This window comes from Enterobacter huaxiensis (assembly GCF_003594935.2).
GTDB lineage: Bacteria > Pseudomonadota > Gammaproteobacteria > Enterobacterales > Enterobacteriaceae > Enterobacter > Enterobacter huaxiensis.
Map to the genome: position 1 here is coordinate 4,412,487 of NZ_CP043342.1, position 25,679 is coordinate 4,438,165.

Here is a 25,679-nt window from a genome sequence, read left to right on the forward strand (position 1 = left end):
GCCAAAATTCAATCGGTTTGCACGGATATTTTTTTGGGAAATATTAAAGCGGTGACCCATTTCACAGATTAATAATTATCATGAAATCGGGTCGATAATAAGTGATCCAGCTTACGGCAATTCGCTATCATCAGCATATGATCTCGAACATCTGGCCGATTGAGGGAATAATCGTCGGTCAGAAAATATTCAAAACCACATATATACTGTGTGTTTAGTACAATCCATCGGCAGCTTGAAAAGAAGGTTCACATGTTAAACAACATTCGTATCGAAGAAGATTTGTTGGGTACCAGGGAAGTTCCAGCGGATGCCTACTACGGTATTCACACTCTGAGAGCGATTGAAAACTTCTACATCAGCAACAGCAAAATCAGCGATATCCCTGAATTTGTGCGCGGCATGGTGATGGTGAAGAAAGCCGCAGCGCTGGCGAACAAAGAGCTGCAAACCATCCCAAAAAGCGCTGCAAATGCGATTATCGCCGCCTGCGATGAAGTGCTGAACAACGGCAAGTGCATGGATCAGTTCCCGGTTGACGTCTATCAGGGCGGCGCGGGTACCTCCGTCAACATGAATACCAACGAAGTATTGGCAAACATCGGCCTGGAGCTGATGGGTCATCAGAAAGGTGAATACCAGTACCTCAATCCGAACGACCACGTGAACAAATGCCAGTCCACCAACGACGCCTACCCTACCGGCTTCCGCATCGCGGTCTATGCCTCCGTGGTGAAACTGGTCGACGCAATTAACCAGCTGGGCGACGGCTTCCAGCGCAAAGCGGTTGAATTCCAGGACATCCTGAAGATGGGCCGCACCCAGCTGCAGGACGCGGTACCCATGACCCTCGGTCAGGAATTCCACGCGTTTAACGTGCTGCTGAATGAAGAAACCAAAAACATGCTGCGCACGTCCGAGCTGCTGCTGGAAGTGAACCTGGGCGCCACCGCCATCGGTACACGTCTGAACACGCCGGACGGCTATCAGCAGCTGGCCGTGCAGAAGCTGGCTGAAGTTTCTAACCTGCCGGTAGTGGCTGCAGAAGACCTGATTGAAGCCACCTCCGACTGCGGCGCCTACGTGATGGTGCACAGCGCCCTGAAACGCCTTGCGGTGAAACTGTCCAAAATCTGTAACGACCTGCGCCTGCTCTCTTCCGGCCCGCGCGCTGGCCTGAACGAAATCAACCTGCCAGAGCTGCAGGCGGGTTCTTCTATCATGCCAGCCAAGGTCAACCCGGTGGTGCCAGAAGTGGTGAACCAGGTCTGCTTTAAAGTCATCGGCAACGACTCCACCGTGACCATGGCCTCCGAGGCCGGTCAGCTGCAGCTGAACGTGATGGAGCCGGTCATTGGCCAGGCGATGTTTGAATCCATCCACATCCTGACCAACGCCTGCTACAACCTGCTGGAGAAATGCATTAACGGGATCACTGCAAATAAAGAAGTGTGTGAAAGCTACGTGTATAACTCCATCGGGATCGTCACCTACCTCAACCCGTTCATCGGCCACCACAACGGCGACATCGTCGGAAAGATTTGTGCTGAAACCGGTAAGAGCGTGCGTGAAGTGGTTCTTGAGCGAGGATTGTTGACCGAAGCCGAGCTGGACGATATCTTCTCGGCCCAGAACCTGATGCATCCGGCGTATAAAGCGAAACGTTATACCGATGAAAGCGAACAGTAACAGTTCAGGCTAAGCTTCCGAAAGGCACGTCACTTGTGACGTGCCTTTTTTCTTTTTAAGCATTACCAATTACACAACAATTTAATATCAACTTGTTAATAAACAAGGAAGGCACTTATGTTTGGAGCAGAACTCGTCATCGTCCTGTTGGCGATTTATTTGGGAGCAAGACTCGGGGGTATCGGCATCGGTTTTGCCGGCGGTCTCGGGGTGCTCGTTCTTACCCTTATCTTTCAGATTAAGCCCGGCGCTATCCCTTTTGACGTTATCGAAATCATCATGGCAGTTATCGCTGCTATCGCGGCCATGCAGGTGGCGGGCGGTATGGACTACCTGGTGAGCCTGGCGGAGCGTATGTTGCGCCGCCATCCCAAATATATAACCTTCCTTGCTCCGCTGGTGACCTGGTTTATGACCATTCTCGCCGGCACAGGCCACACGGCGTTCTCCACCCTGCCGGTTATCACCGAAGTAGCGAAAGAGCAGGGCATTCGTCCATCCCGTCCGCTCTCTATCGCGGTTGTGGCGTCCCAGATTGCCATCACCGCCTCGCCGATTTCCGCCGCCGTGGTCTTTTTCGCCGGTATCCTTGAGCCAATGGGCGTAAGCTACCTCACGCTGCTGGCGATCTGTATTCCGGTGACGCTGATTGCCGTGATGATCACCGCCGTACTGTGTAACTTCCTCGGCGCCGAGCTGAAGGACGATCCGGTTTACCAGGAACGCCTGGCGAAAGGTGAAGTGAAGCTGCGCGGCAGCCAGGTCTTCGAGCTTAAGCCACACGCAAAACGCTCCGTGCTGCTGTTCCTGATCGGTATTATCGCGGTGATGTTCTACGCCACCGCCATTAGCGACACCGTGGGCCTGATTCAAAACCCGGTCCTGCCGCGTAACGAAGCGATCGTGGTCTTCATGTTGACCATCGCAACGCTGATAAGCATCACCTGTAAAATCGACACCAGCGAAGTGCTGAACGCCAGCACCTTCAAGTCCGGTATGAGCGCCTGCGTGTGCGTACTGGGCGTGGCATGGCTTGGCGATACCTTCGTGAAAGCGCACATCAGCGACATTCAGACCGTGGCCGGCGACCTGCTGCATAACTACCCGTGGCTGCTGGCCGTGGTGCTGTTCTTTGCCGCCACCCTGCTCTACTCCCAGGCGGCGACCACCAAGGCGCTGATGCCTGCGGCACTGATGCTGGGCGTTACCCCGCTGACGGCCATTGCCTCTTTCGCGGCGGTTTCTGCGCTGTTCGTCCTGCCGACCTACCCAACCCTGCTGGCTGCGGTTGAGATGGATGACACCGGCTCGACCCGCATCGGTAAGTACGTGTTTAACCACGCGTTCCTGATCCCGGGCGTGGTCGCGATCTCCCTTTGCGTTATCCTCGGCTTTATCATCGGCGGCGTGGTGCTGTAAACGGCGAGCCGTTGTAAAAATAGTTAAAATCGGGCCGCTCTGCGGCCCGTTTCATTAATGACCAACCGCCTCGCGTGATATAGTGAAGTCTTCCGTGATGAGGAGGTCGACTTGTGAACACGCCTGATGCTGTTGTCGTACTGTGCACCGCCCCTGATGAAGCCTCTGCCCAGGATCTCGCCGCCAAAGTGCTGGCCGAAAAACTGGCTGCCTGCGTAACACTTCTTCCTGGCGCGACGTCTCTCTACTACTGGGAAGGCAAGCTGGAGCAGGAGTATGAAGTCCAGATGTTGCTCAAAACCAATCCGGCGAATCAGCAGGCGCTACTCGACTGCCTCAAATCTCATCATCCTTACCAAACTCCGGAACTGCTGGTGCTGCCAGTGGTCCACGGCGATAACGATTATCTCTCATGGCTCAACGCTTCCTTACGCTGATCCTGCTGCTGTGCAGCACGTCAGCTTTTGCCGGGTTATTTGACGCGCCCGGCCGTTCGAACTTTATTCCTGCCGACCAGGCGTTCGTTTTCGACTTTCAGCAAAACCAGCACGACCTTAGCCTCACCTGGCAGGTAAAAGAGGGCTACTACCTCTACCGCAAACAGGTCAGCATCACCCCAGCTCGGGCGAAGGTGGGTGCACTGCAGATGCCCGCGGGCGAGTGGCATGAGGACGAGTTTTACGGTAAGAGTGAAATTTACCGCCAGCGCTTAAGCGTGCCCGTTACGGTGAACCAGGCCGACAAAGGCGCAACGCTGACCGTAACGTATCAGGGCTGCGCCGACGCGGGATTCTGCTATCCGCCCGAAACGAAGGTCGTGCCCCTCAGCGAAGTGAAAGCCGCCTCCGCCTTTTCCCCTCTTCCCTCCGGGGAGAGGGCCGGGGTGAGGGGGGAAGGCGAAGCCGCTTCAGATCTTCCGTTCTCAGCGCTCTGGGCCTTGCTTATTGGTATCGGCATTGCCTTTACGCCGTGCGTTCTGCCGATGTACCCGCTCATTTCCGGCATCGTGCTGGGCGGTAAGCAACGCCTTTCCACCGCGCGCGCGCTGCTGCTGGCGTTTATCTACGTGCAGGGGATGGCGTTGACCTACACGGCGCTTGGCCTCGTGGTCGCCGCGGCCGGGCTGCAGTTCCAGGCGGCGCTTCAGCACCCTTACGTGCTTATCGGCCTGTCTGCGGTGTTTATCCTGCTAGCGCTGTCGATGTTTGGCCTGTTCACGCTGCAGCTGCCCTCCACCCTGCAAACCCGCTTAACGCTGATGAGTAACCGTCAGCAGGGCGGATCGGCAGGCGGGGTGTTCGCGATGGGCGCTATCGCCGGGTTAATCTGCTCTCCCTGCACCACCGCACCGCTCAGTGCCATCCTGTTGTATATCGCCCAAAGCGGCAACATGTGGCTTGGCGGCGGCACGCTGTATCTTTACGCGCTGGGCATGGGCCTGCCGCTGATTCTGGTAACGGTGTTTGGCAACCGCCTGCTGCCGAAGAGCGGCCCGTGGATGGAGACGGTGAAAACCGCGTTTGGTTTCGTCATCCTGGCGCTGCCGGTATTCCTGCTTGAGCGCATCATCGGTGACGTCTGGGGCATGCGCCTGTGGGCAATACTCGGCGTAGCATTTTTCTCCTGGGCGTTTATCGTCAGCCTTGGGGCAAAAAAACCGTGGATGCGCGTAATGCAAATCCTTCTGCTGGCGGCCGCGCTGGTGAGCGTACGCCCACTTCAGGACTGGGCATTCGGCTCACCTGCAGGCCAGACGCAGGCGCACCTGAATTTCACGCAGATTAAAAACGTGGATGAACTTAACGCCGCGCTGGCGCGGGCGAAAGGCAAACCGGTTATGCTCGACCTCTATGCCGACTGGTGTGTAGCCTGTAAAGAGTTTGAAAAGTACACCTTCAGCGACCCGCAGGTGCAGCGCTCGCTGAAGGAGACCGTTCTGCTTCAGGCGAACGTTACCGCAAACAGCGCGCAGGATAAGGCCCTGCTAAAACAGCTTAACGTGCTCGGCCTGCCGACGATCCTGTTCTTCAATGAACGTGGGGAAGAGCAGCAGGCGCAGCGTGTAACCGGGTTTATGGATGCCGCGGCGTTCAATGCGCATTTGCGCGATCGCCAACCGTAAACAACACTTGAAACGGGACAAACCGTTGGGAATAACGGAGGAGAAAACCGTGCAACGCGAAGACGTACTGGGACAAGCCCTACAATTACTTGAAATACAAGGGATCGCCAGCACCACGCTTGAGATGGTAGCCGACCGTATCGATTACCCGCTGGACGAACTCACGCGTTTCTGGCCCGATAAAGAGGCGCTGCTGTACGATGCCCTGCGCTATCTCAGCCAGCAGGTGGATATCTGGCGCAGGCAGCTGATGCTGAATGAAGAGCTGACCGCCGAGCAAAAGCTGCTGGCGCGGTATACCGCCCTGACCGATTGCGTCAGCAACAACCGCTATCCGGGCTGTCTGTTTATCGCCGCCTGCACGTACTTCCCGGACCCCGGGCACCCTATCCACCAACTGGCGGATCAGCAAAAACGGGCGGCGCATGATTTTACCCACGAGCTGCTGACCACGCTTGAGGTGGACGACCCGGCGATGGTGGCAAAGCAGATGGAACTGGTGCTCGAAGGATGCCTGAGCCGCATGCTGGTTAACCGCAGCCAGGCCGATGTAGATACGGCTCACCGTCTTGCTGAAGATATTCTGCGCTTCGCGCAGTGCCGTATGGGCGGCGCGCTGACTTAAGCCAGCATGCCTGCCCAGGCAGAGACAAACAGACACAGCGCCATCAGGCGCTGAAATCGCACCATCGCCACGGTGGTGCGAAATAATCGGTTTACCGCCTTCCCCAGCCACGCCCAGCACATCAGACACCCCACAGAGATCGCCAGGAACCACAGCGCCATCAGCGCAATATCCCGTAGCGCGTGCTCGCTGGCAGGCGCAAACAGGCTGACCACCGCCAGCGCCATCATCCACGTTTTCGGGTTCACAATCTGTAGCAGCGCTGCCGCTTGTGCGGTGAAGCGGGTGGGGTTTCTAGAGGAGAGGTTTGCCGCGGGCGCGCTAAACAGCTGCCAGCTCATCCAGCTTAGCCACAGCACGCCCGCCCAGCTCATTATCTGGCGGATCAGGGGGTACTGACGAAGCACTTCCCCTGCCCCCGCACCTGATACCAGTACGATCGCGCTCGCCGCAGTACAGGCGCCCAGAATGGCCGGGACGGTATTTTTTACGCCAAAGTGCTGGCTGTTGGTCAGCACCAGAATATTGGTAGGCCCCGGCGTGATTGAGGCGACAAACGCAAACAGCAGAAAAGGGATCAGGCTCACGGGTGGCTCCTTTTTATAAGAGCCCTCAATGTGCCGTTATTTTCTGGAAACGTCTGGAAGGTTTGTGCACAGCCGGCGGTAGTGCGCGGGCGAGATGCGATAGGCGCGCTGGAACCAGCGTCCAAGATGGCTTTGGTCGGCAAACCCCACCGCCGCCGCAACATCTACAGGCAGCTCTCCCTGCGCCAGCAGCTGACGCGCCCTGGCCAGGCGCAGCTGAATAAGCCAGGCATGCGGCGCCAGGTGGAACTCTCGCTTAAAACTGCGGGTCAGGGTAAAGCGATCGGTGCCCGCCTCACGCGCGAGATCGGACAGCCCCACGTTTTCACCGATATGGGCGTAGAGGTAATCGCGCACGCGATGCGCCACGGCGGCGCTTTGTATCGGTGACGGACATTTTTTTCGCCAGTGACAGTGGGCGGTGATCTGTGAGAGCAGATTATCCATTGTGCTCTGCTGGACGATTTTCATCTCGTCGTTATGCAACGTTGAAAAAGTCTCGCCGATAGCGCGGACCAGCTGCGGCTCTCGCGTCAGCGTTTGAGCAAAGTGGAGTGAATAACTGCCGGGTGCGGATTCGTATAACCCATGCAGCGTGTCGGTCAGCCATTGCGCATCCAGGTAGAAGGTCAGGTAGGTAAATCCCCCTTCTGTCGGCGCTTTACCGTCGTGAATTTCGCCGGGCTCCAGTAAAAAAGCATCACCCGGTTGGCTCCAGTGGCGCTCGCGGCGACAGTGGAACTGCTGGGTCCCCGAGAGAGTGATGCCGACCAGATAGCTGTCGTGCCAGTGCGGATCGTAGGCATGGCCTTCGAAGTGCGCTTTAATTGTCTCAATACCCGTATCTGCATGCTGACGCAGTTCAAGCCAGTCATTCGCCATACTGCCCTCCTCTTGCTATCAGCATTGCCACAGTGCACGAGATCTGTCTGGAAGATTTGTGCATTTCGCCGCACAAACCGACAGACTGCCGCAAACTTAAGCAGTTGAACAGCTTTTCCCGAAATAATGTTGACCATCCGGCGCGATTGCGGTTTAATGCGCTCCGTTGCCCGGATAGCTCAGTCGGTAGAGCAGGGGATTGAAAATCCCCGTGTCCTTGGTTCGATTCCGAGTCCGGGCACCACTATTTAAAGAACCCAGCCAATGGCTGGGTTTTTGCTTTTCTGCGTTCGCCAGACTCACCCCTCATAAGCCTTTCACCGCTTCCCACTTTTTCTCCGTGACGTGTTGAACGTGATTAACGGTTAAAAAAACAGAACTTTCAGCCACAATAACCGCACGCTTTTTATTCTCAAACCTAACGCAAGAGCTAAATACAGTGCAAAGAAAAGCGGCATTGCGCCTATCGTCAGGGTGGTGGTACTGATGGCTCTTACCGGTTCGATATCGCTGTCCATGGCGTCGACATCCACGCGGGTATCGAAGCTGTTGTAGCTCACGACATCTGACACCACGGCAATAACGAAGCGGTTCGTCCGCGACTTTTCGTTGTAAAGCTGGACGCCGCCAATGCCGTTGGTATCGACCATCACCCGGGCCGTGTTGCTCGTTGCCCCGCAATTATGCATCGCTGTTGTCGGTGTAGGAAACCATCGGGCTGGTCTTACCGTTATTGGTCTGAATATCCATCCCTTCCCATGAGTTATTGCCAATAGGCACGGACAGCGATAAGGAGATGGAGTCGTCTTTACGACCTTTGTAATCGGTACGGTAAGCCGAGAGATTCGCGGTGATCACATTGATGTCGCCAATAACGGACATAGCCCGGGCGCGTGGATTTGAATGATGTTGATGGGATTGCGGAGTTTATTGTGGGGTGGAGTGCTGTCTGACTTGCCGGGTGGCGGCGTTGCCTTACCCGGCCTACAAAACTCGTCGGTTCAGAAACGCAAAAAGGCCATCCTTCCGGATGGCCTCTTCACTTGTTTGATGCCTGGCAGTTCCCTACTCTCACATGGGGAGACCCCACACTACCATCGGCGCTACGGCGTTTCACTTCTGAGTTCGGCATGGGGTCAGGTGGGACCACCGCGCTAAAGCCGCCAGGCAAATTCTGTTAAATCTGTATCAAGGCTGAAATTGATTGTCTGTCTCTCGTCCGCCGAAACAGCTTCGGCGTTGTAAGGTTAAGCCTCACGGTTCATTAGTATCGGTTAGCTCAACGCATCGCTGCGCTTACACACCCGACCTATCAACGTCGTAGTCTTCAACGTTCCTTCAGGACTCTCAAGGAGTCAGGGAGAACTCATCTCGGGGCAAGTTTCGTGCTTAGATGCTTTCAGCACTTATCTTTTCCGCATTTAGCTACCGGGCAATGCCATTGGCATGACAACCCGAACACCAGTGATGCGTCCACTCCGGTCCTCTCGTACTAGGAGCAGCCCCCCTCAATTCTCCAGCGCCCACGGCAGATAGGGACCGAACTGTCTCACGACGTTCTAAACCCAGCTCGCGTACCACTTTAAATGGCGAACAGCCATACCCTTGGGACCTACTTCAGCCCCAGGATGTGATGAGCCGACATCGAGGTGCCAAACACCGCCGTCGATATGAACTCTTGGGCGGTATCAGCCTGTTATCCCCGGAGTACCTTTTATCCGTTGAGCGATGGCCCTTCCATTCAGAACCACCGGATCACTATGACCTGCTTTCGCACCTGCTCGAGCCGTCACTCTCGCAGTCAAGCTAGCTTATGCCATTGCACTAACCTCCTGATGTCCGACCAGGATTAGCTAACCTTCGTGCTCCTCCGTTACTCTTTGGGAGGAGACCGCCCCAGTCAAACTACCCACCAGACACTGTCCGCAACCCGGATCACGGGTCTACGTTAGAACACCAGCCATTAAAGGGTGGTATTTCAAGGTTGGCTCCACGCAGACTGGCGTCCACGCTTCAAAGCCTCCCACCTATCCTACACATCAAGGACCAGTGTTCAGTGTCAAGCTATAGTAAAGGTTCACGGGGTCTTTCCGTCTTGCCGCGGGTACACTGCATCTTCACAGCGAGTTCAATTTCACTGAGTCTCGGGTGGAGACAGCCTGGCCATCATTACGCCATTCGTGCAGGTCGGAACTTACCCGACAAGGAATTTCGCTACCTTAGGACCGTTATAGTTACGGCCGCCGTTTACCGGGGCTTCGATCAAGAGCTTCGCGTTGCCGCTAACCCCATCAATTAACCTTCCGGCACCGGGCAGGCGTCACACCGTATACGTCCACTTTCGTGTTTGCACAGTGCTGTGTTTTTAATAAACAGTTGCAGCCAGCTGGTATCTTCGACTGATTTCAGCTCCATCCGCAGGGACTTCACCTACACATCAGCGTGCCTTCTCCCGAAGTTACGGCACCATTTTGCCTAGTTCCTTCACCCGAGTTCTCTCAAGCGCCTTGGTATTCTCTACCTGACCACCTGTGTCGGTTTGGGGTACGATTTGATGTTACCTGATGCTTAGAGGCTTTTCCTGGAAGCAGGGCATTTGTTACTTCAGCACCGTAGTGCCTCGTCATCACACCTCAGCGTTAAAAGAAGTCCGGATTTACCTAAACTTCCCGCCTACATGCTTAAACCGGGACAACCGTCGCCCGGCTAACATAGCCTTCTCCGTCCCCCCTTCGCAGTAACACCAAGTACAGGAATATTAACCTGTTTCCCATCGACTACGCCTTTCGGCCTCGCCTTAGGGGTCGACTCACCCTGCCCCGATTAACGTTGGACAGGAACCCTTGGTCTTCCGGCGTGCGGGCTTTTCACCCGCATTATCGTTACTTATGTCAGCATTCGCACTTCTGATACCTCCAGCACCCCTCACAGGACACCTTCAACGGCTTACAGAACGCTCCCCTACCCAACAACGCATAAGCGTCGCTGCCGCAGCTTCGGTGCATGGTTTAGCCCCGTTACATCTTCCGCGCAGGCCGACTCGACCAGTGAGCTATTACGCTTTCTTTAAATGATGGCTGCTTCTAAGCCAACATCCTGGCTGTCTGTGCCTTCCCACATCGTTTCCCACTTAACCATGACTTTGGGACCTTAGCTGGCGGTCTGGGTTGTTTCCCTCTTCACGACGGACGTTAGCACCCGCCGTGTGTCTCCCGTGATAACATTCTTCGGTATTCGTAGTTTGCATCGGGTTGGTAAGCCGGGATGGCCCCCTAGCCGAAACAGTGCTCTACCCCCGAAGATGAGTTCACGAGGCGCTACCTAAATAGCTTTCGGGGAGAACCAGCTATCTCCCGGTTTGATTGGCCTTTCACCCCCAGCCACAAGTCATCCGCTAATTTTTCAACATTAGTCGGTTCGGTCCTCCAGTTAGTGTTACCCAACCTTCAACCTGCCCATGGCTAGATCACCGGGTTTCGGGTCTATACCCTGCAACTTAACGCCCAGTTAAGACTCGGTTTCCCTTCGGCTCCCCTATACGGTTAACCTTGCTACAGAATATAAGTCGCTGACCCATTATACAAAAGGTACGCAGTCACCTAACAAGTAGGCTCCCACTGCTTGTACGTACACGGTTTCAGGTTCTTTTTCACTCCCCTCGCCGGGGTTCTTTTCGCCTTTCCCTCACGGTACTGGTTCACTATCGGTCAGTCAGGAGTATTTAGCCTTGGAGGATGGTCCCCCCATATTCAGACAGGATACCACGTGTCCCGCCCTACTCTTCGAGTTCACAGCATGTGTGCTTTCGTGTACGGGACTATCACCCTGTACCGTGCGACTTTCCAGACGCTTCCACTAACACACAAGCTGATTCAGACTCTGGGCTGCTCCCCGTTCGCTCGCCGCTACTGGGGGAATCTCGGTTGATTTCTTTTCCTCGGGGTACTTAGATGTTTCAGTTCCCCCGGTTCGCTTCGTTAAGCTATGTATTCACTTAACGATAGTGTGTCGGAACACACTGGGTTTCCCCATTCGGAAATCGCCGGGTCAAAGGTTCATATCACCTCGCCGGCGCTTATCGCAGATTAGCACGTCCTTCATCGCCTCTGACTGCCAGGGCATCCACCGTGTACGCTTAGTCGCTTAACCTCACAACCCGAAGATGTCTCTTTCGACACATCATCGACTTGCGAAAATTTGAGAGACTCGAACACACCCTTAAAGATGTGTCGTTTCAATTTTCAGCTTGATCCAGATTTTTAAAGAGCAAATATCTCAAACGTAACTCACTGAGTTAGTTTTGAGATATCGGTTGGCTGTGTCTTTCACTCACACCCAGCAAGTGGCGTCCCCTAGGGGATTCGAACCCCTGTTGCCGCCGTGAAAGGGCGGAGTCCTAACCGCTAGACGAAGGGGACACGGAGTGTCTCGACTTCGCAGCCGTCTTGCTTCTCTACATTCATCAGACAATCTGTGTGAGCACTACAAAGGCAGGTTCTTTAAGGTAAGGAGGTGATCCAACCGCAGGTTCCCCTACGGTTACCTTGTTACGACTTCACCCCAGTCATGAATCACAAAGTGGTAAGCGCCCTCCCGAAGGTTAAGCTACCTACTTCTTTTGCAACCCACTCCCATGGTGTGACGGGCGGTGTGTACAAGGCCCGGGAACGTATTCACCGTAGCATTCTGATCTACGATTACTAGCGATTCCGACTTCATGGAGTCGAGTTGCAGACTCCAATCCGGACTACGACGCACTTTATGAGGTCCGCTTGCTCTCGCGAGGTCGCTTCTCTTTGTATGCGCCATTGTAGCACGTGTGTAGCCCTACTCGTAAGGGCCATGATGACTTGACGTCATCCCCACCTTCCTCCAGTTTATCACTGGCAGTCTCCTTTGAGTTCCCGGCCGGACCGCTGGCAACAAAGGATAAGGGTTGCGCTCGTTGCGGGACTTAACCCAACATTTCACAACACGAGCTGACGACAGCCATGCAGCACCTGTCTCAGAGTTCCCGAAGGCACCAAAGCATCTCTGCTAAGTTCTCTGGATGTCAAGAGTAGGTAAGGTTCTTCGCGTTGCATCGAATTAAACCACATGCTCCACCGCTTGTGCGGGCCCCCGTCAATTCATTTGAGTTTTAACCTTGCGGCCGTACTCCCCAGGCGGTCGACTTAACGCGTTAGCTCCGGAAGCCACTCCTCAAGGGAACAACCTCCAAGTCGACATCGTTTACGGCGTGGACTACCAGGGTATCTAATCCTGTTTGCTCCCCACGCTTTCGCACCTGAGCGTCAGTCTTTGTCCAGGGGGCCGCCTTCGCCACCGGTATTCCTCCAGATCTCTACGCATTTCACCGCTACACCTGGAATTCTACCCCCCTCTACAAGACTCTAGCCTGCCAGTTTCGAATGCAGTTCCCAGGTTGAGCCCGGGGATTTCACATCCGACTTGACAGACCGCCTGCGTGCGCTTTACGCCCAGTAATTCCGATTAACGCTTGCACCCTCCGTATTACCGCGGCTGCTGGCACGGAGTTAGCCGGTGCTTCTTCTGCGGGTAACGTCAATCGACAAGGTTATTAACCTTATCGCCTTCCTCCCCGCTGAAAGTACTTTACAACCCGAAGGCCTTCTTCATACACGCGGCATGGCTGCATCAGGCTTGCGCCCATTGTGCAATATTCCCCACTGCTGCCTCCCGTAGGAGTCTGGACCGTGTCTCAGTTCCAGTGTGGCTGGTCATCCTCTCAGACCAGCTAGGGATCGTCGCCTAGGTGAGCCGTTACCCCACCTACTAGCTAATCCCATCTGGGCACATCTGATGGCAAGAGGCCCGAAGGTCCCCCTCTTTGGTCTTGCGACGTTATGCGGTATTAGCTACCGTTTCCAGTAGTTATCCCCCTCCATCAGGCAGTTTCCCAGACATTACTCACCCGTCCGCCGCTCGTCACCCAGGAGCAAGCTCCCTGTGCTACCGCTCGACTTGCATGTGTTAGGCCTGCCGCCAGCGTTCAATCTGAGCCATGATCAAACTCTTCAATTTAAGTTTGATGCTCGTGAATTAAACTTCGTAATGAATTACGTATGTTCACTCAGAGACTTGGTATTCATTTATTGTCCGAAGACATTAAGAATCCATGTCACTTTGAGTGCCCACACAGATTGTCTGATAAATTGTTAAAGAGCAGTGCAACGCGGCTTTCGCTCACCGTTGCGAGGTGGCGTATATTACGCTTTCCTCTTTCAGAGTCAACCCGTTATTTCAGGATTTTTTCTCTTCAACCGACCCGGTTGCTTGTGAAGTGATTCACATATGCCGTGTCGATGGAGGCGCATTATAGGGAGTTCTCGGCAGGCCGCAACCGCTAAATGACAGAAAAATGACTGACTGCTGCATTCCACAGCAAAACCCCGCCTTATACCTTTTTACACACAGACTTATCCACAATTGAGTTCAAGACCGTAGGGTCAGTCTGCGAATACAGGGGTAAAATCAACTATACTGGCGACAAATATTCCCCCTGCAGGCTACCCACATGATCACACAACGTCTCACCCGAGACTGGCGCATTCCTACAGCAGGGTTGTTGCTCCTGGCGCTTCTCCTGGCGGGATTCACGCTCCATGCGCACTGGAATGCCTTTATCCAGTGGTGCCTCGCCACACAGATCACCTTACATCGCTATCTGGTGATGTACTTACTCCAGCTGAACAACCATCAGTACAGCGGTGGGCTCTGGCTCTTAACGGGTGCTTTCCTTTATGGGGTACTTCACGCCGTCGGGCCGGGACATGGCAAATTCATTGTCACCACCTATCTCACGACTAATAAAGAAAGCGAGCTGGCCGCGCGGGTCGTACCTTTCCTTGGCAGCCTGATGCAGGGCGTCAGCGCGATCCTCTTTGTCTTCATCTTAGCGGTGGGCTTGAACCTCGCGTCGGGAGATATCAGTACCAGCCGCTGGTATGTGGAGAAAATCAGCGCCGTGCTGATTGGCGCCTTCGGTGCGTTTATCATTTATCAGGCTCTGAAGAGCCTTAAGCCGCACAGGATGACCATCCGTTCACTCTCCCCTCTGCATCAGCACGACGAGCAGTGCGGCTGCGGCCATCATGGCGTTGGGGCAGACCTGACAAGAGGTGACTGGAAGACTCGTCTGGGGGTTATTCTGGCAATTGGTGCGCGTCCCTGCAGTGGCGCAATCATGATCCTGATGTTCTCGAACGCACTGGGGATTGTCACATGGGGCATCGCGGCGGTGATGACCATGTCGCTGGGTACGGCGCTCTCTATAATGGGGCTATCGCTGGCGGTACGTTATGCCCGTGAGCGGACGGTCACCTATTTCGATAATGGAACGTCCCTGAGCTGGCTGGTTCCCGTATTCAAAATCGCTGGCGGGATTGTGCTCATCCTGTTCGCCACCGTCCTGTTCCTAACGGTGATCCCCATCAGCGCCAACGGTGACTACATCGCAGCAGGTTGCTAATAAAAGAAAACCCGCCAGCGGCGGGTTTTGTTGTTACTCGTTAATCCGTGGATGTTGATCAACAAGTCGGGAGCGTTTCTTCTGTAGCTCTTCAATCTCTACGTCGATATCTTCAATCTTCTGCTCTACGTTATCGTAGTGCTCACGCAGGATCTCTTTCGCTTCCTGAATATCCGATGCTGCAGGCGTTGCCCCTTTCAGAGGACGGTTTGCCGTCTCCTTCATGGTCAGGCCGGTCACCAGACCAATCACCGCAATCACCATCAGGTAATAAGCCGGCATCATCAGATTCTGGGTGCTCTCCACCAGTGAGGCAGCAAGCGTCGGCGTCAGGCCGGCAATCAGAACGGAGATGTTGAACGCTGCCGCCAGCGCACTGTAACGAATGTGCGTCGGGAACATTGCGGGCAGCGTAGAAGCCATCACCCCGATAAAGCAGTTCAGGATCACCGCCAGCATCAGCAGACCGGCAAAAATCAGGCCCAGCACATTACTGTTAATCAGAATAAAGGCCGGTATAGCCAGCGCAAACAGCGCCACGCTGCCCAGAATGATGAACGGTCGACGGCCGAAGCGATCGCTCAGCAGGCCCATAATAGGCTGCACGAACAGCATACCCACCATGATGGCGATAATAATCAGCACACCGTGATCTTCGGAGTAGTGCAGGTTATGCGACAGATAGCTCGGCATGTAGGTCAGCAGCATGTAGTAGGTCACGTTGGTGGAAATCACCAGACCAATACAGGTCAGCAGGCTGCGCCAGTGTTTGGTTGCAATCTCTTTAAACGAGACCTTCGGACCGTCCTGCAGTCCTTCACGGTCGCCCTGCTCCAGTTTTTCAACGTGCTGCTGAAACGCCGGGGTCTCTTCCAGCGCATGGCGCAGATAAAGACCAATGATGCCCAGCGGAAGCGCGATAAAGAACGGAATACGCCAGCCCCAGTCGAGGAAGTTCTCTTCACCGACAACGGTCGAGATCAGCACCACGACGCCCGCACCCATCACGAACCCGGCAATCGAACCGAAGTCCAGCCAGCTTCCCATAAAGCCGCGTTTACGGTCCGGGGAATACTCCGCGACGAAAATCGATGCTCCGGTATATTCGCCGCCCACCGAGAAGCCCTGCGCCATCTTACACAGCAACAGCAGGATCGGTGCCCAGATGCCAATGGTGGCATAGGACGGTATCAGGCCGATACAGAAGGTACTGATCGACATAATCACAATGGTGATGGCAAGAATTTTCTGGCGACCATATTTATCGCCGAGCGCGCCGAAGAACAAACCACCCAACGGGCGTATCAGGAAGGGAACAGAGAAAGTACCTAATGCCGCAATCATCTGCAGGCTCGGGTCGGCACCGGGGAAGAACACTTTACCTAACGCATAGGCTACAAAGCCGTAGACACCAAAATCGAACCACTCCATCGCATTACCGAGCGACGCGGCGGTGATCGCTTTACGCAGTTTTGCGTCATCAATAATAGTGACGTCGCGAAGCGTGATGGGTTTAACCTTTTTCCTTCTAAGCATAGCTTTCCTCGTAGACTCAGCCCTGTCCGTTTCACAGTTCAAGGTGCAATCTGTGAACCAGGGATCCGCTCCATGCGAACCCCTTATTCAAGCGTAGCAGGTTTACTTACATTGACGTTTTACGTCGATACAACCGAACCTGTTGACGCCTGTCTGGGCAGTTAGTGACCTCTTTACCCTACCAGCGTTTATATTTGTGATCAACTTCACACATATATTTGTGGTTCGTCAGCGGGCGTCAAGCTTTGTCAATTAGCCCCCTTAAGGACTTTCTTTCTCCCCCCAAAAAAAGTCCTCACGCACGTCATTATTTCCTGCATATCAAAAAAAACAGACCACATTTATTCACATCAGATTTACATACATTTTAATTATCAGACGTCGATTTCTCTGTTTACATTGAATATGTGATGAAGATAACTAAAACACTGTTTTATTTTCATTGAATCATAATTCCATTGATCGCATCATAAATCCGAACGCAACGCCTGAAGTGCTTTCATCTGAAAGTTTAAAGACTGCACTTGTTTTTAATTTTTTGCATGGATAACGAATTAACTGTTCAAGAAATAAGTCAATTAACTGAATTTATTAAATTATTTTCCGAATTACTCCGTAAACCTTGCGGAGCAGGATGTGAGGGTGAAACATGAAGATTAAAGCCACGATTGAACGCATCCCTGGCGGGATGATGCTGGTCCCGCTGGTACTTGGCGCGATCTTAAATACGCTGGCACCCGATACAGGGGCTTATTTCGGCGGGTTCACAAAAGGTATGATTACCGGAACGGTACCCATTCTGGCGGTATGGTTCTTTTGTATTGGCGCATCCATTAATTTACGCGCAACCGGTACGGTATTACGAAAGTCAGGAACATTAGTCCTGACCAAAATTGCCGTCGCCTGGGTCGTGGCAATGGTCTGTGCGATGTTCATTCCGGAGAACGGAATTCAGACCGGATTCTTTGCTGGTTTATCGGTTCTGGCTATTGTTTCAGCAATGGATATGACCAATGGTGGTCTGTATGCCAGCCTGATGAATCAGTACGGCACTAAAGAAGAGTCAGGCGCGTTCGTACTCATGTCGCTGGAATCCGGCCCGCTGATGACGATGCTGATCCTGGGATCTGCGGGTCTGGCCTCTTTCGAACCGCATCACTTTGTCGGGGCGATCCTGCCGTTCCTGATCGGTTTTGCGCTGGGGAATCTGGATCACAATTTGCGTGATTTCTTCAGCAAAGCCACGCCGGTGCTGATCCCGTTCTTTGGCTTCGCGCTGGGTAACACCATCAACCTCAACGTGATCCTCGATACCGGTCTGCTCGGCATCGTGCTGGGCATTGCGGTGATTGTTATCACGGGTATCCCGCTGATTATTGCTGACCGCGTAATTGGAGGAGGAAACGGGACTGCAGGCGTCGCCGCCTCATCAGCCGCAGGTGCTGCAGTGGCAAACCCGGTGATTATCGCCCAGATTAACCCCGCCTTCGAACCGGTTGCCGCGTCCGCCACGGCGCTGGTTGCCGCCAGCGTGATTGTGACGGCGATACTGGTGCCAATCATTACGGCGCTTTACGCGAAACGCTACGGAAATGCACCCGAGCAGGACGTAGAACGAAAAGCAGTAGAACTTCATCATTAACACTCCGCACCAAACCATCCTCTCTCCCCGCGGGGAGAGGGTTAAGGTGAGGGATTCATCCAAAAATCTCTTCCACCATCCCATCTACCAGCCGTTTAGCCGAACAAAGCCTCGGCATTCCCAGCGCAACCGTCTGCCAGTTCTGCGTTACTGACCAGCTCACCGGATGTTTATCCGCCTGACACCAGTCTCCGAGCCAGCCCAGCATCTCTTTGTAATCCATCAGGCCCGCAGAGGCAGGTGTTGCCAGCCATTGATGGTAAAAATGTCGTGTTGTGGGAGAGGCATTAATACCCTGAGCCAGATAGTTTGCCGCCATGCTGCGCAGGTTATCCTTAAGCATTGCCGCCACATCTTCATTTGCCAGGCGGCAGGCATCGCCAAAGGCTCCCCAGCGCAACTCTTCCAGCACAACGTAGCAGCGCCCGGCCAACGACCAGCTGTCGTAGTGCCCGGCGAGCCAGCGGGTAAAAATCTGTTCGCTATGCTCGCCCGCCTGGACCGTAAGCCCGCGCTGGGTGAGTGCTTTCTCTTTATACGCGGCACGCTGGTTAAAGTGAGAGGAGAGTTCTTCATACTGCTGCATCAGTCCAGGGGACTGGGCGGTCCGCGGGTTTGTCTGTTGGCGAAGCACCAACAGTTTATCCGTCATGCGGGTTAACGCCAGATGACCCGGGTCGAGCATGCCCGCCAGCTTTTCCGCCAACCCCAGACGCAGCGCCGCATTTTCGTTGAGCATTCCCGCCATCGCCCACGGCCGCAGCCGGGTATGCGTCATGATCTCCTGAGTCAAACGCTCACGAAACTGCAGCTGCTGTGGCCCCAGGTGGGTATGACGCGCAGCGTCCACCCCCTGAACCAGATCGACCATAAATTTTGGATGAATACACTCCAGCGTCCGCCCGGGACCGTCCAGTAGCTGTGTTGTCATGGTTGCTCTGCTGCGAATAGGGTTTGAATATCATCGCGTAACAGTCGGGTATCTTCCTGAATCCACGTCGCAGTCGTAATACTTTGCTTCAACAGCTGGCTGAGCGCTCGGGTCGAATGCTCATTCTGCTGACGCACTGCGAGGCTATCACGCAAGCTTTCCTGTAACCCGGTCAGGCATAGCGAGAATTCTGCAAAAAACGTTGCCATGCCTGCCGTAACAGAGACATCGACCTGCGCGGCCAAAGCTTTACGGATTTGTTCACAGAACTGATCAATATGTTGCTTAAATTTGTCATGAAGCTGGACAACATCAATAACATACCGCGTGCGCGCCACCACATATTCTTCCCAACCCCAGCCCGGATTATTCAGCCAGCGCGATACGGTATCACGCATACTGCCCGCCCCTGAGGGCTGGCCTGCAGGACGGTTGTCCAGCACAATGGCGTCGTTAAACAAGGCTCGCGTGTTGAAGTTAAGCTGGTTCGCCTGAAACGCCGGGAAGCTAATCCGCGCCCTAAACCCCGCATGGCTCAGCTGTTCTTTGATCCGCATTTCAATCGGGCGCATCGCCTCATTTAAAGAACGCGCCAGCGTAGACTCCAGCTGATCGAAGCGTAAGGCCAGCTCGCGGCCGATCTTATTCTGCGCATCCAGCATGATCAGCTCGCAGGAGGAGCTGATCTTACTCAACACAACCTGTGCCTGCCCTTCGTCTTCCAGCACCAGTTGGCCGAGCGCTGCGGGCTCATCCTCACGCAGGCTCAGCGGGTCTATTCCGGCCAGATCTAAAAGGTTATGGTGGCTAAAAACATGGCCGATAGCCTGCTGAAGCGCGCCTTTCTGCCGGTTCATAAACTCATCGGTGGCGTTGAGCGCCTCTTCTACTTCGTGTTTAACCTCATCGCTGACCACATTCTGACGCGTCTGCAGCATCGCCATGTCCTCTTCAAGCCGGGCGATATTCAGCTCCAGCTCGTCAAACGCCACGGTCAGCCCCTGATGACGAAAATCAAGATACTCTCTCGCATTTTGGGCGTAGTTCAGCAGCTTGTGCGATGCCGAGCGAAGCGCGAACAGCGAGGCGTTAGCGTAGGCGGCATAAATCAGCTTACGGATCGGCTGCTCAAACAGCGAATCTTCCCACAGGAGGTCTGCGGCATGACGGATATGATCGATATCGTCCAAATCTGCCGTGCGCCAGCGTCGCCCAAGCGCGGCCTCGGCGAAATCCTGCACCCAGCGCTGGTCCTGATGGTCAGGGAGCCGTCCGTGGGCGTTCATTTCATAACGGGCGCGATTTGCAAGATAGGCCCACATCGACGAAACCGGGTAAATCTGGCCAGGGGAAATATTCCCCTTCATCAGGGTGCCGGAGATCATCGCCCGGACCTGCTCTTCGTCGTCGCTGTTCCGGTCTTTTTGATCGAATTTATTCACCAGCGCATATAAAGGCACCGATTTCCCCGCCGCCGAAATCGCCTGGCGGACCTCTTCATCGGAGATAGATTTAAGCTGCGTGTAATCCATCACCGCCAGCACTGCCGACGCGCGCGCGAGCTGTTCGCTGAGCATTTTTTGCAGGTGTGGCTGCCCGGCCTCATTCGGCCCCGGCGTGTCCAGCAGCGTTAGCTGGCCAAGATGCGCATCCAGACCGGCGAGATGCACAAACTCCACCTCAATAACCGGGATATGTTCAATAGCGGCGTATTCGGAAAACGGAAAATCAACGCCCAACGCCTGGGATAGCCGCACCAGGTCATTAAGGCTCTTCAGGCAATGGAATATCGGCTCTGCGCCCAGATGGTGCTTCTCGAACGCTTCCCCTTTTTCGATACGCTCCAGCAGCGTATTCATGTCTTTATCTATTTCAAGACGCTGCGCCAGCTTGCCGCGATCGTAATCGCACAGTTTTTTCTGCAGCTGCAGGATCAGCGTATCAATAGGAGAAACGTGTGAGAAATGCAGTACAGGCTCTTTCTGGCCCGGCGTGTGGCGGATCAATGTCGGAAGCGCCGTCATCGGTCGGTTGCGGTTTGGCAACACTTCGGTGCCCACAATCGCATTAATGGTGGTCGATTTACCCGCCTTCATGGTGCCCACAATCGCCAATACCATTTCGAGGCGGGTAATTTTGCGTAATTCATTATTCAGCATTGCCTGTTGCGCCTTAACGCCACGCGCGCTGAAATGTAAAGGCAATACATTGTTATTAATACCCGTAATAGCGGCAGTGGCGTTATCCAGCATCGCAACTGGCATTGATTTCAACGTATCAAGATTCTGCAAGGCGAGCTGCAGCAAGCGCTCGGCTTCCTGGCTTAATTCAAAAATGGTCTGTGTGTGCATGATAAAAGCCTTTCCTTAACGCAAATTTATTACTTTTATTAAGCCACCGGATTTTTATTATGCTTTATCGGCTTATATGATCACGTATGGAAAACATGTTCGCTGAATATAACTATTTGATGGCAATAGAGAATAAACTGCCACCCTTGCAAGGCGTGTAAACGTCCCCTTTGGCCAGAAAACCAAAGGATAAAAAGCGTAGCTCACTTTCAGGAAACTTCAGGATATATCATCGCTATTTACCCACCTAAAAAGGGAGGTATTTCTCGATCGCCGCCTGATGCTGGCGTAAGAGAACGTGGATAAATAACAGATTGTTGCTTAACCTTATCCGAAATGGGAGAGCGTAGCAATTTGATGCAATAAAATATTCGATATATTTAGCGACATTTGTTTCCACCGTCTTAATGATTCAAGCATCGCTTAACTCACTGACAGGAAGTGTCATTACCATACCCTTTTTTGCACTTTTTTTATTACGCAATATCACCGACAAAAGTGTGGATTTGCGCTATACTTGCCGCCTTTTTCGGCACCCTGCCGTCATTTAGCTGGCGCTTTCCAGCGTGTTAACATTTTTGAGGATACTGACATGCAACTCCCACACTGCCCGAAATGCAATTCTGAATACACCTATGAAGATAATGGCATGTTCATTTGCCCGGAATGCGCTCACGAATGGAATGATGCAGAACCTTCGCAGGACAGTGAAACGCTGGTCGTGAAAGATGCGAACGGTAATCTGCTGGCAGACGGCGACAGCGTCACCGTTGTTAAAGATCTGAAAGTCAAAGGCAGTTCTTCCATGCTGAAGATTGGCACCAAAGTGAAGAATATCCGTCTGGTGGAAGGCGATCATAATATCGATTGCAAAATTGACGGTTTCGGCCAAATGAAGCTGAAATCTGAGTTCGTGAAAAAGAACTGATTTCCTTTTTTTGTAGGCCGGATAAGCGCAGCGCATCCGGCAAAAGCGCCCGGTGGCGCTTCGCTTACCGGGCCTACAACAACTAAACTTAACGGGCTTCTCTTACCTGAGGTAATGATTATGCCGTTAAGTCCCTACATCTCTTTCGCCGGCAACTGCGCGGAGGCCACCGCCTTCTACCAGAACGCCGTCGGCGCAGAACTCCTCTATAAAATCACCTTCGGCGACATGCCCAAAGACGACCACAGCGAAGAAGGCTGCCCGTCCGGCATGCAGTTTCCGGATTCCGCTATAGCCCACTCCAACGTCCGCATTGCGGGCAGCGACATCATGATGAGCGACGGGTTGCCGCCCGGCAGCAGCGCGCAGTACGCCGGGTTCACGCTGGTTCTTGATACCCAGGACGTGGCAGAAGGCAAAGGCTGGTTCGACAGCCTTGCAGCAGGCGGCAACGTCGAAATGGCCTGGCAGGAAACCTTCTGGGCGCACGGGTTCGGTAAAGTCACCGACAAATACGGCGTGCCGTGGATGATCAACGTCGTTAAGCAGCAACAAACGTCGTAGGCCGAATAAGCGCAGCGCATCCGGCAACAGCGCCCGGTGACGCTGCGCTGACCGGGCCTACGGTGATTGTCATCGAATTCCCCTCAACTCTTCAAACTCCCGCAACCTGCACTTAACCCAAATGTCACATTGATACGCCAGCATGAGGCCACATTTATCGTGAGGCCCAGCACATGCAAACCGTCATCCGCGTCGAGAAACTGAGCAAGACCTTCCATCACAATAAGGCTCTGCAAGCCGTTGATCTGACCGTCCAGCAGGGCGACATGGTGGCACTGCTCGGGCCATCCGGTTCAGGGAAATCTACCCTTTTACGCCATCTGAGTGGCCTTATTACCTGCGATAAAACGCCGGAAAGCCACGTCGAACTGCTCGGTAATACCGTGCAGCGCGCGGGCCGTCTGGCGAGCGATATCCGCAAAAGCCGCGCCCAGACGGGCTACATCTTCCAGCAGTTCAACCTGGTAAACCGCCTGACGGTACTCGAGAACGTGCTGATTGGCGCGCTCGGCAGCACTCCTTTCTGGCGCACCTGCCTGCGCTGGTTCTCCCCTTCTCAGAAACAAGAAGCGCTGCAGGCGCTAACGCGCGTCGGTATGGCGCATTTCGCCCACCAGCGCGTCTCCACCCTGTCCGGTGGACAACAGCAGCGCGTGGCCATCGCCCGCGCCCTGATGCAGAAAGCGAAAATCATTCTTGCCGATGAACCCATCGCCTCGCTGGACCCGGAATCGGCCCGCATCGTGATGGAAACCCTGCGCGACATTAACCAGAACGACGGCATCACCGTGGTGGTCACGCTTCATCAGGTGGATTACGCCCTGCGCTACTGCGAGCGCATCGTCGCCCTGCGTCAGGGGCACGTGTTCTTTGATGGCGCAAGCCACCAGTTTGACAGCGACCGTTTTGACCATCTCTACCGCAGCATTAACCGCGTCGAAGAGAGCGCGCAGGCTGCTTAACTCAACCCGATCCGAGGAAAGTACATGAGCTACAAAGCCGTTGCCGCGCTGGCCTTTACCAGCATGTTCAGCCTCAGCACCCTGTTAAGCCCGGCGCATGCGGAAGAACAGGAAAAAGCGCTGAACTTTGGCATCATTTCGACGGAATCACAGCAGAACCTGAAGCCCCAGTGGGAACCGTTCCTGAAAGATATGGAAACCAGGCTGGGGATTAAAGTGAACGCCTTCTTCGCCCCGGACTACGCGGGCATTATCCAGGGGATGCGCTTTAACAAAGTGGACATCGCCTGGTACGGCAACCTCTCCGCGATGGAAGCGGTAGACCGCGCGAACGGCCAGGTCTTTGCCCAGACCGTTGCGGCAGACGGTTCCCCGGGCTACTGGAGCGTGCTGATCGTCAACAAAGACAGCCCGATCAACAACCTCAACGACATGCTCGCCAAACGCAAAGATCTGACGTTTGGCAACGGTGACCCGAACTCCACCTCTGGCTTCCTCGTCCCTGGCTATTACGTCTTCGCCAAAAACAACGCCTCCGCCAGCGACTTCAAGCGCACGGTAAACGCCAGCCACGAGACCAACGCCCTGGCCGTGGCCAACAAGCAGGTAGACGTTGCCACCAACAACACCGAAAACCTCGACAAGCTCAAGACCTCCGCGCCGGAAAAGCTGAAAGAGATCAAGGTTATCTGGAAATCGCCGCTGATCCCGGGCGACCCGATCGTGTGGCGTAAAAACCTCTCCGAGAGCACCAAGGACAAGGTTTACGACTTCTTCATGAGCTACGGCAAAACGCCGGAAGAGAAAGCGGTTCTGGAACGTCTGGGCTGGGCACCGTTCCGCGCGTCCAGCGATCTGCAGCTGGTTCCGATTCGCCAGCTGGCGCTGTTTAAGCAGATGCAGGGCGTGAAGGACAACAAGGGCCTGAAGGAAGAGGAGAAGACCAGCAAAGTGTCGGAAATTCAGACGCAGCTGGACGACCTCGACCGCCTGACCGCCGCCCTGAGCGCAATGACCAGCGTGAATAAAGCGGTGCAGTAATGCTTTTCTCCCTCTCCCTGTGGGAGAGGGCCGGGGTGAGGGCATCAGCGCGCACATTTCCCCCTCACCCTAACCCTCTCCCTCAAGGGAGAGGGGACTAAACCTAAAGGAGTCAACATGCAAACCATCACCCTCCCGCCGCCGAAGCGCAGCTGGTTCTCGCTCATCAGCTGGGCCGTCCTGTTGGCGGTGCTGGTTATCTCCTGGAAGGGCGCGGAGATGGATCCGCTGCTGCTCTTCAAAGATTCCGGCAACATGGCAACCTTCGCCGCCGACTTCTTCCCGCCGGACTTCAGCCAGTGGCAGGACTACCTCGGCGAAATGGCGATCACCCTGCAAATCGCCGTCTGGGGCACCGCCCTTGCCGTCGTTCTCTCCATTCCGTTTGGCCTGATGAGCGCCGAGAACATCGTGCCGTGGTGGGTTTACCAGCCGATGCGTCGCCTGATGGACGCCTGCCGCGCCATCAACGAAATGGTGTTCGCCATGCTGTTCGTGGTCGCCGTTGGCCTGGGCCCGTTTGCGGGCGTGATGGCGCTGTTTATCCACACCACCGGCGTGCTTTCCAAGCTGCTCTCTGAAGCGGTCGAAGCCATCGAGCCCGGCCCGGTGGAAGGCATCCGCGCGACGGGCGCCAACAAAATCGAAGAGATCCTTTACGGCGTCCTGCCGCAGGTGATGCCGCTGCTGATCTCCTACTCCCTGTACCGCTTTGAGTCCAACGTCCGCTCCGCGACCGTGGTCGGCATGGTGGGCGCAGGCGGGATTGGCGTCACCCTGTGGGAAGCCATTCGCGGCTTCCAGTTCCAGCAAACCTGCGCACTGATGGTGCTCATCATCGTCACCGTCAGCCTGCTGGACTTCCTCTCTCAACGTTTGCGTAAGCACTTCATCTGAGAAGCGAGGCT

At 54.6% G+C, this 25,679-nt stretch carries 17 protein-coding genes, 2 tRNA genes, 3 rRNA genes and 1 pseudogene; 13 read left to right on the forward strand and 10 right to left on the reverse strand.

Annotated features, from left to right (window positions below; all coding sequences use genetic code 11):
• The first annotated feature begins 252 nt into the window (after positions 1 to 252).
• The 5 genes from aspA (at position 253) to D5067_RS21050 (ending at position 5,855) form a co-directional block, all read left to right on the forward strand.
• Positions 253 to 1,689 carry an aspartate ammonia-lyase gene (gene aspA, locus D5067_RS21030; RefSeq protein ID WP_119935869.1) on the forward strand — a complete coding sequence of 479 codons (1,437 nt, stop codon included), beginning with the start codon at positions 253 to 255 and terminating at the stop codon, positions 1,687 to 1,689.
• A gap of 117 nt (positions 1,690 to 1,806) precedes the next feature.
• Complete coding sequence (locus D5067_RS21035; RefSeq protein WP_119935870.1) at positions 1,807 to 3,108, forward strand: anaerobic C4-dicarboxylate transporter; 1,302 nt, start codon at positions 1,807 to 1,809, stop codon at positions 3,106 to 3,108.
• A gap of 113 nt (positions 3,109 to 3,221) precedes the next feature.
• Positions 3,222 to 3,545, forward strand: a complete 324-nt coding sequence (gene cutA / locus D5067_RS21040) for a divalent cation tolerance protein CutA (RefSeq protein ID WP_023334225.1) — start codon at positions 3,222 to 3,224, stop codon at positions 3,543 to 3,545.
• Positions 3,521 to 5,230 (forward strand): protein-disulfide reductase DsbD, encoded by a 1,710-nt coding sequence (locus D5067_RS21045; protein ID WP_119935871.1) that lies wholly within the window; start codon positions 3,521 to 3,523, stop codon positions 5,228 to 5,230. Before cutA ends, D5067_RS21045 begins: the two co-directional genes overlap by 25 nt.
• A gap of 49 nt (positions 5,231 to 5,279) precedes the next feature.
• On the forward strand, positions 5,280 to 5,855 hold the full coding sequence (locus D5067_RS21050; protein WP_119935872.1) for a transcriptional regulator: 576 nt from the start codon (positions 5,280 to 5,282) through the stop codon (positions 5,853 to 5,855).
• Here D5067_RS21050 and D5067_RS21055 read toward each other — a convergent pair.
• Positions 5,852 to 6,442 (reverse strand): LysE family translocator, encoded by a 591-nt coding sequence (locus D5067_RS21055; protein ID WP_119935873.1) that lies wholly within the window; start codon positions 6,440 to 6,442, stop codon positions 5,852 to 5,854. The genes D5067_RS21050 and D5067_RS21055 overlap by 4 nt on opposite strands.
• Positions 6,443 to 6,478: 36 nt before the next feature.
• The gene (locus D5067_RS21060) at positions 6,479 to 7,324 is read right to left on the reverse strand and encodes an AraC family transcriptional regulator (protein WP_119935874.1); all 846 of its coding nucleotides are present in this window, start codon (positions 7,322 to 7,324) and stop codon (positions 6,479 to 6,481) included.
• Positions 7,325 to 7,492: 168 nt separating this feature from the next.
• Here D5067_RS21060 and D5067_RS21065 point away from each other — a divergent pair.
• Positions 7,493 to 7,568 (forward strand) — tRNA-Phe (locus D5067_RS21065).
• Between the two features lie 211 nt (positions 7,569 to 7,779).
• Here the strand turns inward: D5067_RS21065 and D5067_RS24105 are convergent.
• From D5067_RS24105 to D5067_RS21095, 5 genes and pseudogenes are all read right to left on the reverse strand, one after another.
• Positions 7,780 to 8,197, reverse strand: a pseudogene (locus tag D5067_RS24105) (fimbria/pilus outer membrane usher protein); the annotation flags it as partial.
• 179 nt (positions 8,198 to 8,376) lie between these two features.
• Positions 8,377 to 8,492 (reverse strand): 5S ribosomal RNA (gene rrf / locus D5067_RS21080).
• Positions 8,493 to 8,567: 75 nt separating this feature from the next.
• Positions 8,568 to 11,473 (reverse strand): 23S ribosomal RNA (locus D5067_RS21085).
• 194 nt (positions 11,474 to 11,667) lie between these two features.
• Positions 11,668 to 11,742: transfer RNA gene (locus tag D5067_RS21090), tRNA-Glu, on the reverse strand.
• An 87-nt stretch (positions 11,743 to 11,829) separates the two neighbouring features.
• Positions 11,830 to 13,369: ribosomal RNA gene (locus tag D5067_RS21095) — 16S ribosomal RNA — on the reverse strand.
• Together the 16S, 23S and 5S rRNA genes with 1 tRNA gene alongside form the textbook arrangement of a ribosomal RNA operon.
• Positions 13,370 to 13,862: 493 nt before the next feature.
• Between D5067_RS21095 and D5067_RS21100 the strand changes: the two genes are divergently transcribed.
• A complete protein-coding gene (locus D5067_RS21100) occupies positions 13,863 to 14,816 on the forward strand; it encodes a nickel/cobalt transporter (protein ID WP_119937822.1) in 954 nt (317 codons plus the stop codon).
• Positions 14,817 to 14,849: 33 nt separating this feature from the next.
• On the opposite strand, the gene proP is transcribed toward D5067_RS21100, so the two are convergent.
• The gene (proP, locus tag D5067_RS21105; RefSeq protein WP_119937823.1) at positions 14,850 to 16,352 is read right to left on the reverse strand and encodes a glycine betaine/L-proline transporter ProP; all 1,503 of its coding nucleotides are present in this window, start codon (positions 16,350 to 16,352) and stop codon (positions 14,850 to 14,852) included.
• A 649-nt stretch (positions 16,353 to 17,001) separates the two neighbouring features.
• Between proP and kdgT the strand changes: the two genes are divergently transcribed.
• Complete coding sequence (kdgT, locus tag D5067_RS21110; RefSeq protein ID WP_119937824.1) at positions 17,002 to 17,994, forward strand: 2-keto-3-deoxygluconate transporter; 993 nt, start codon at positions 17,002 to 17,004, stop codon at positions 17,992 to 17,994.
• A 55-nt stretch (positions 17,995 to 18,049) separates the two neighbouring features.
• Here the strand turns inward: kdgT and D5067_RS21115 are convergent, their stop codons facing one another.
• Together D5067_RS21115 and crfC are read right to left on the reverse strand one after the other, a co-directional pair.
• A complete protein-coding gene (locus tag D5067_RS21115; RefSeq protein ID WP_119937825.1) occupies positions 18,050 to 18,925 on the reverse strand; it encodes a diguanylate cyclase regulator RdcB family protein in 876 nt (291 codons plus the stop codon).
• Complete coding sequence (gene crfC / locus D5067_RS21120; protein WP_119937826.1) at positions 18,922 to 21,276, reverse strand: clamp-binding protein CrfC; 2,355 nt, start codon at positions 21,274 to 21,276, stop codon at positions 18,922 to 18,924. The genes D5067_RS21115 and crfC overlap by 4 nt, the downstream gene beginning before the upstream one ends.
• A 592-nt stretch (positions 21,277 to 21,868) precedes the next feature.
• On the opposite strand from crfC, the gene D5067_RS21125 reads away from it, so the two are divergent.
• The 5 genes from D5067_RS21125 to phnE all read left to right on the forward strand — a co-directional run bounded on the left by D5067_RS21125 (position 21,869) and on the right by phnE (position 25,668).
• Complete coding sequence (locus tag D5067_RS21125) at positions 21,869 to 22,204, forward strand: zinc ribbon domain-containing protein YjdM (RefSeq protein WP_119937827.1); 336 nt, start codon at positions 21,869 to 21,871, stop codon at positions 22,202 to 22,204.
• 120 nt (positions 22,205 to 22,324) lie between these two features.
• Complete coding sequence (gene yjdN, locus D5067_RS21130) at positions 22,325 to 22,768, forward strand: VOC family metalloprotein YjdN (protein WP_119937828.1); 444 nt, start codon at positions 22,325 to 22,327, stop codon at positions 22,766 to 22,768.
• Positions 22,769 to 22,941: 173 nt separating this feature from the next.
• Positions 22,942 to 23,730: a phosphonate ABC transporter ATP-binding protein gene (gene phnC, locus D5067_RS21135; RefSeq protein ID WP_119937829.1), complete on the forward strand. Its 789-nt coding sequence runs from the start codon at positions 22,942 to 22,944 to the stop codon at positions 23,728 to 23,730.
• 24 nt (positions 23,731 to 23,754) lie between these two features.
• Positions 23,755 to 24,771, forward strand: coding sequence for a phosphonate ABC transporter substrate-binding protein (phnD, locus tag D5067_RS21140; RefSeq protein ID WP_119937830.1), 1,017 nt, complete (start codon positions 23,755 to 23,757; stop codon positions 24,769 to 24,771).
• 117 nt (positions 24,772 to 24,888) lie between these two features.
• Entirely contained in the window at positions 24,889 to 25,668 is a 780-nt protein-coding gene (phnE, locus tag D5067_RS21145; RefSeq protein ID WP_017694698.1) for a phosphonate ABC transporter, permease protein PhnE, read from the forward strand.
• Positions 25,669 to 25,679: the final 11 nt, after the last annotated feature.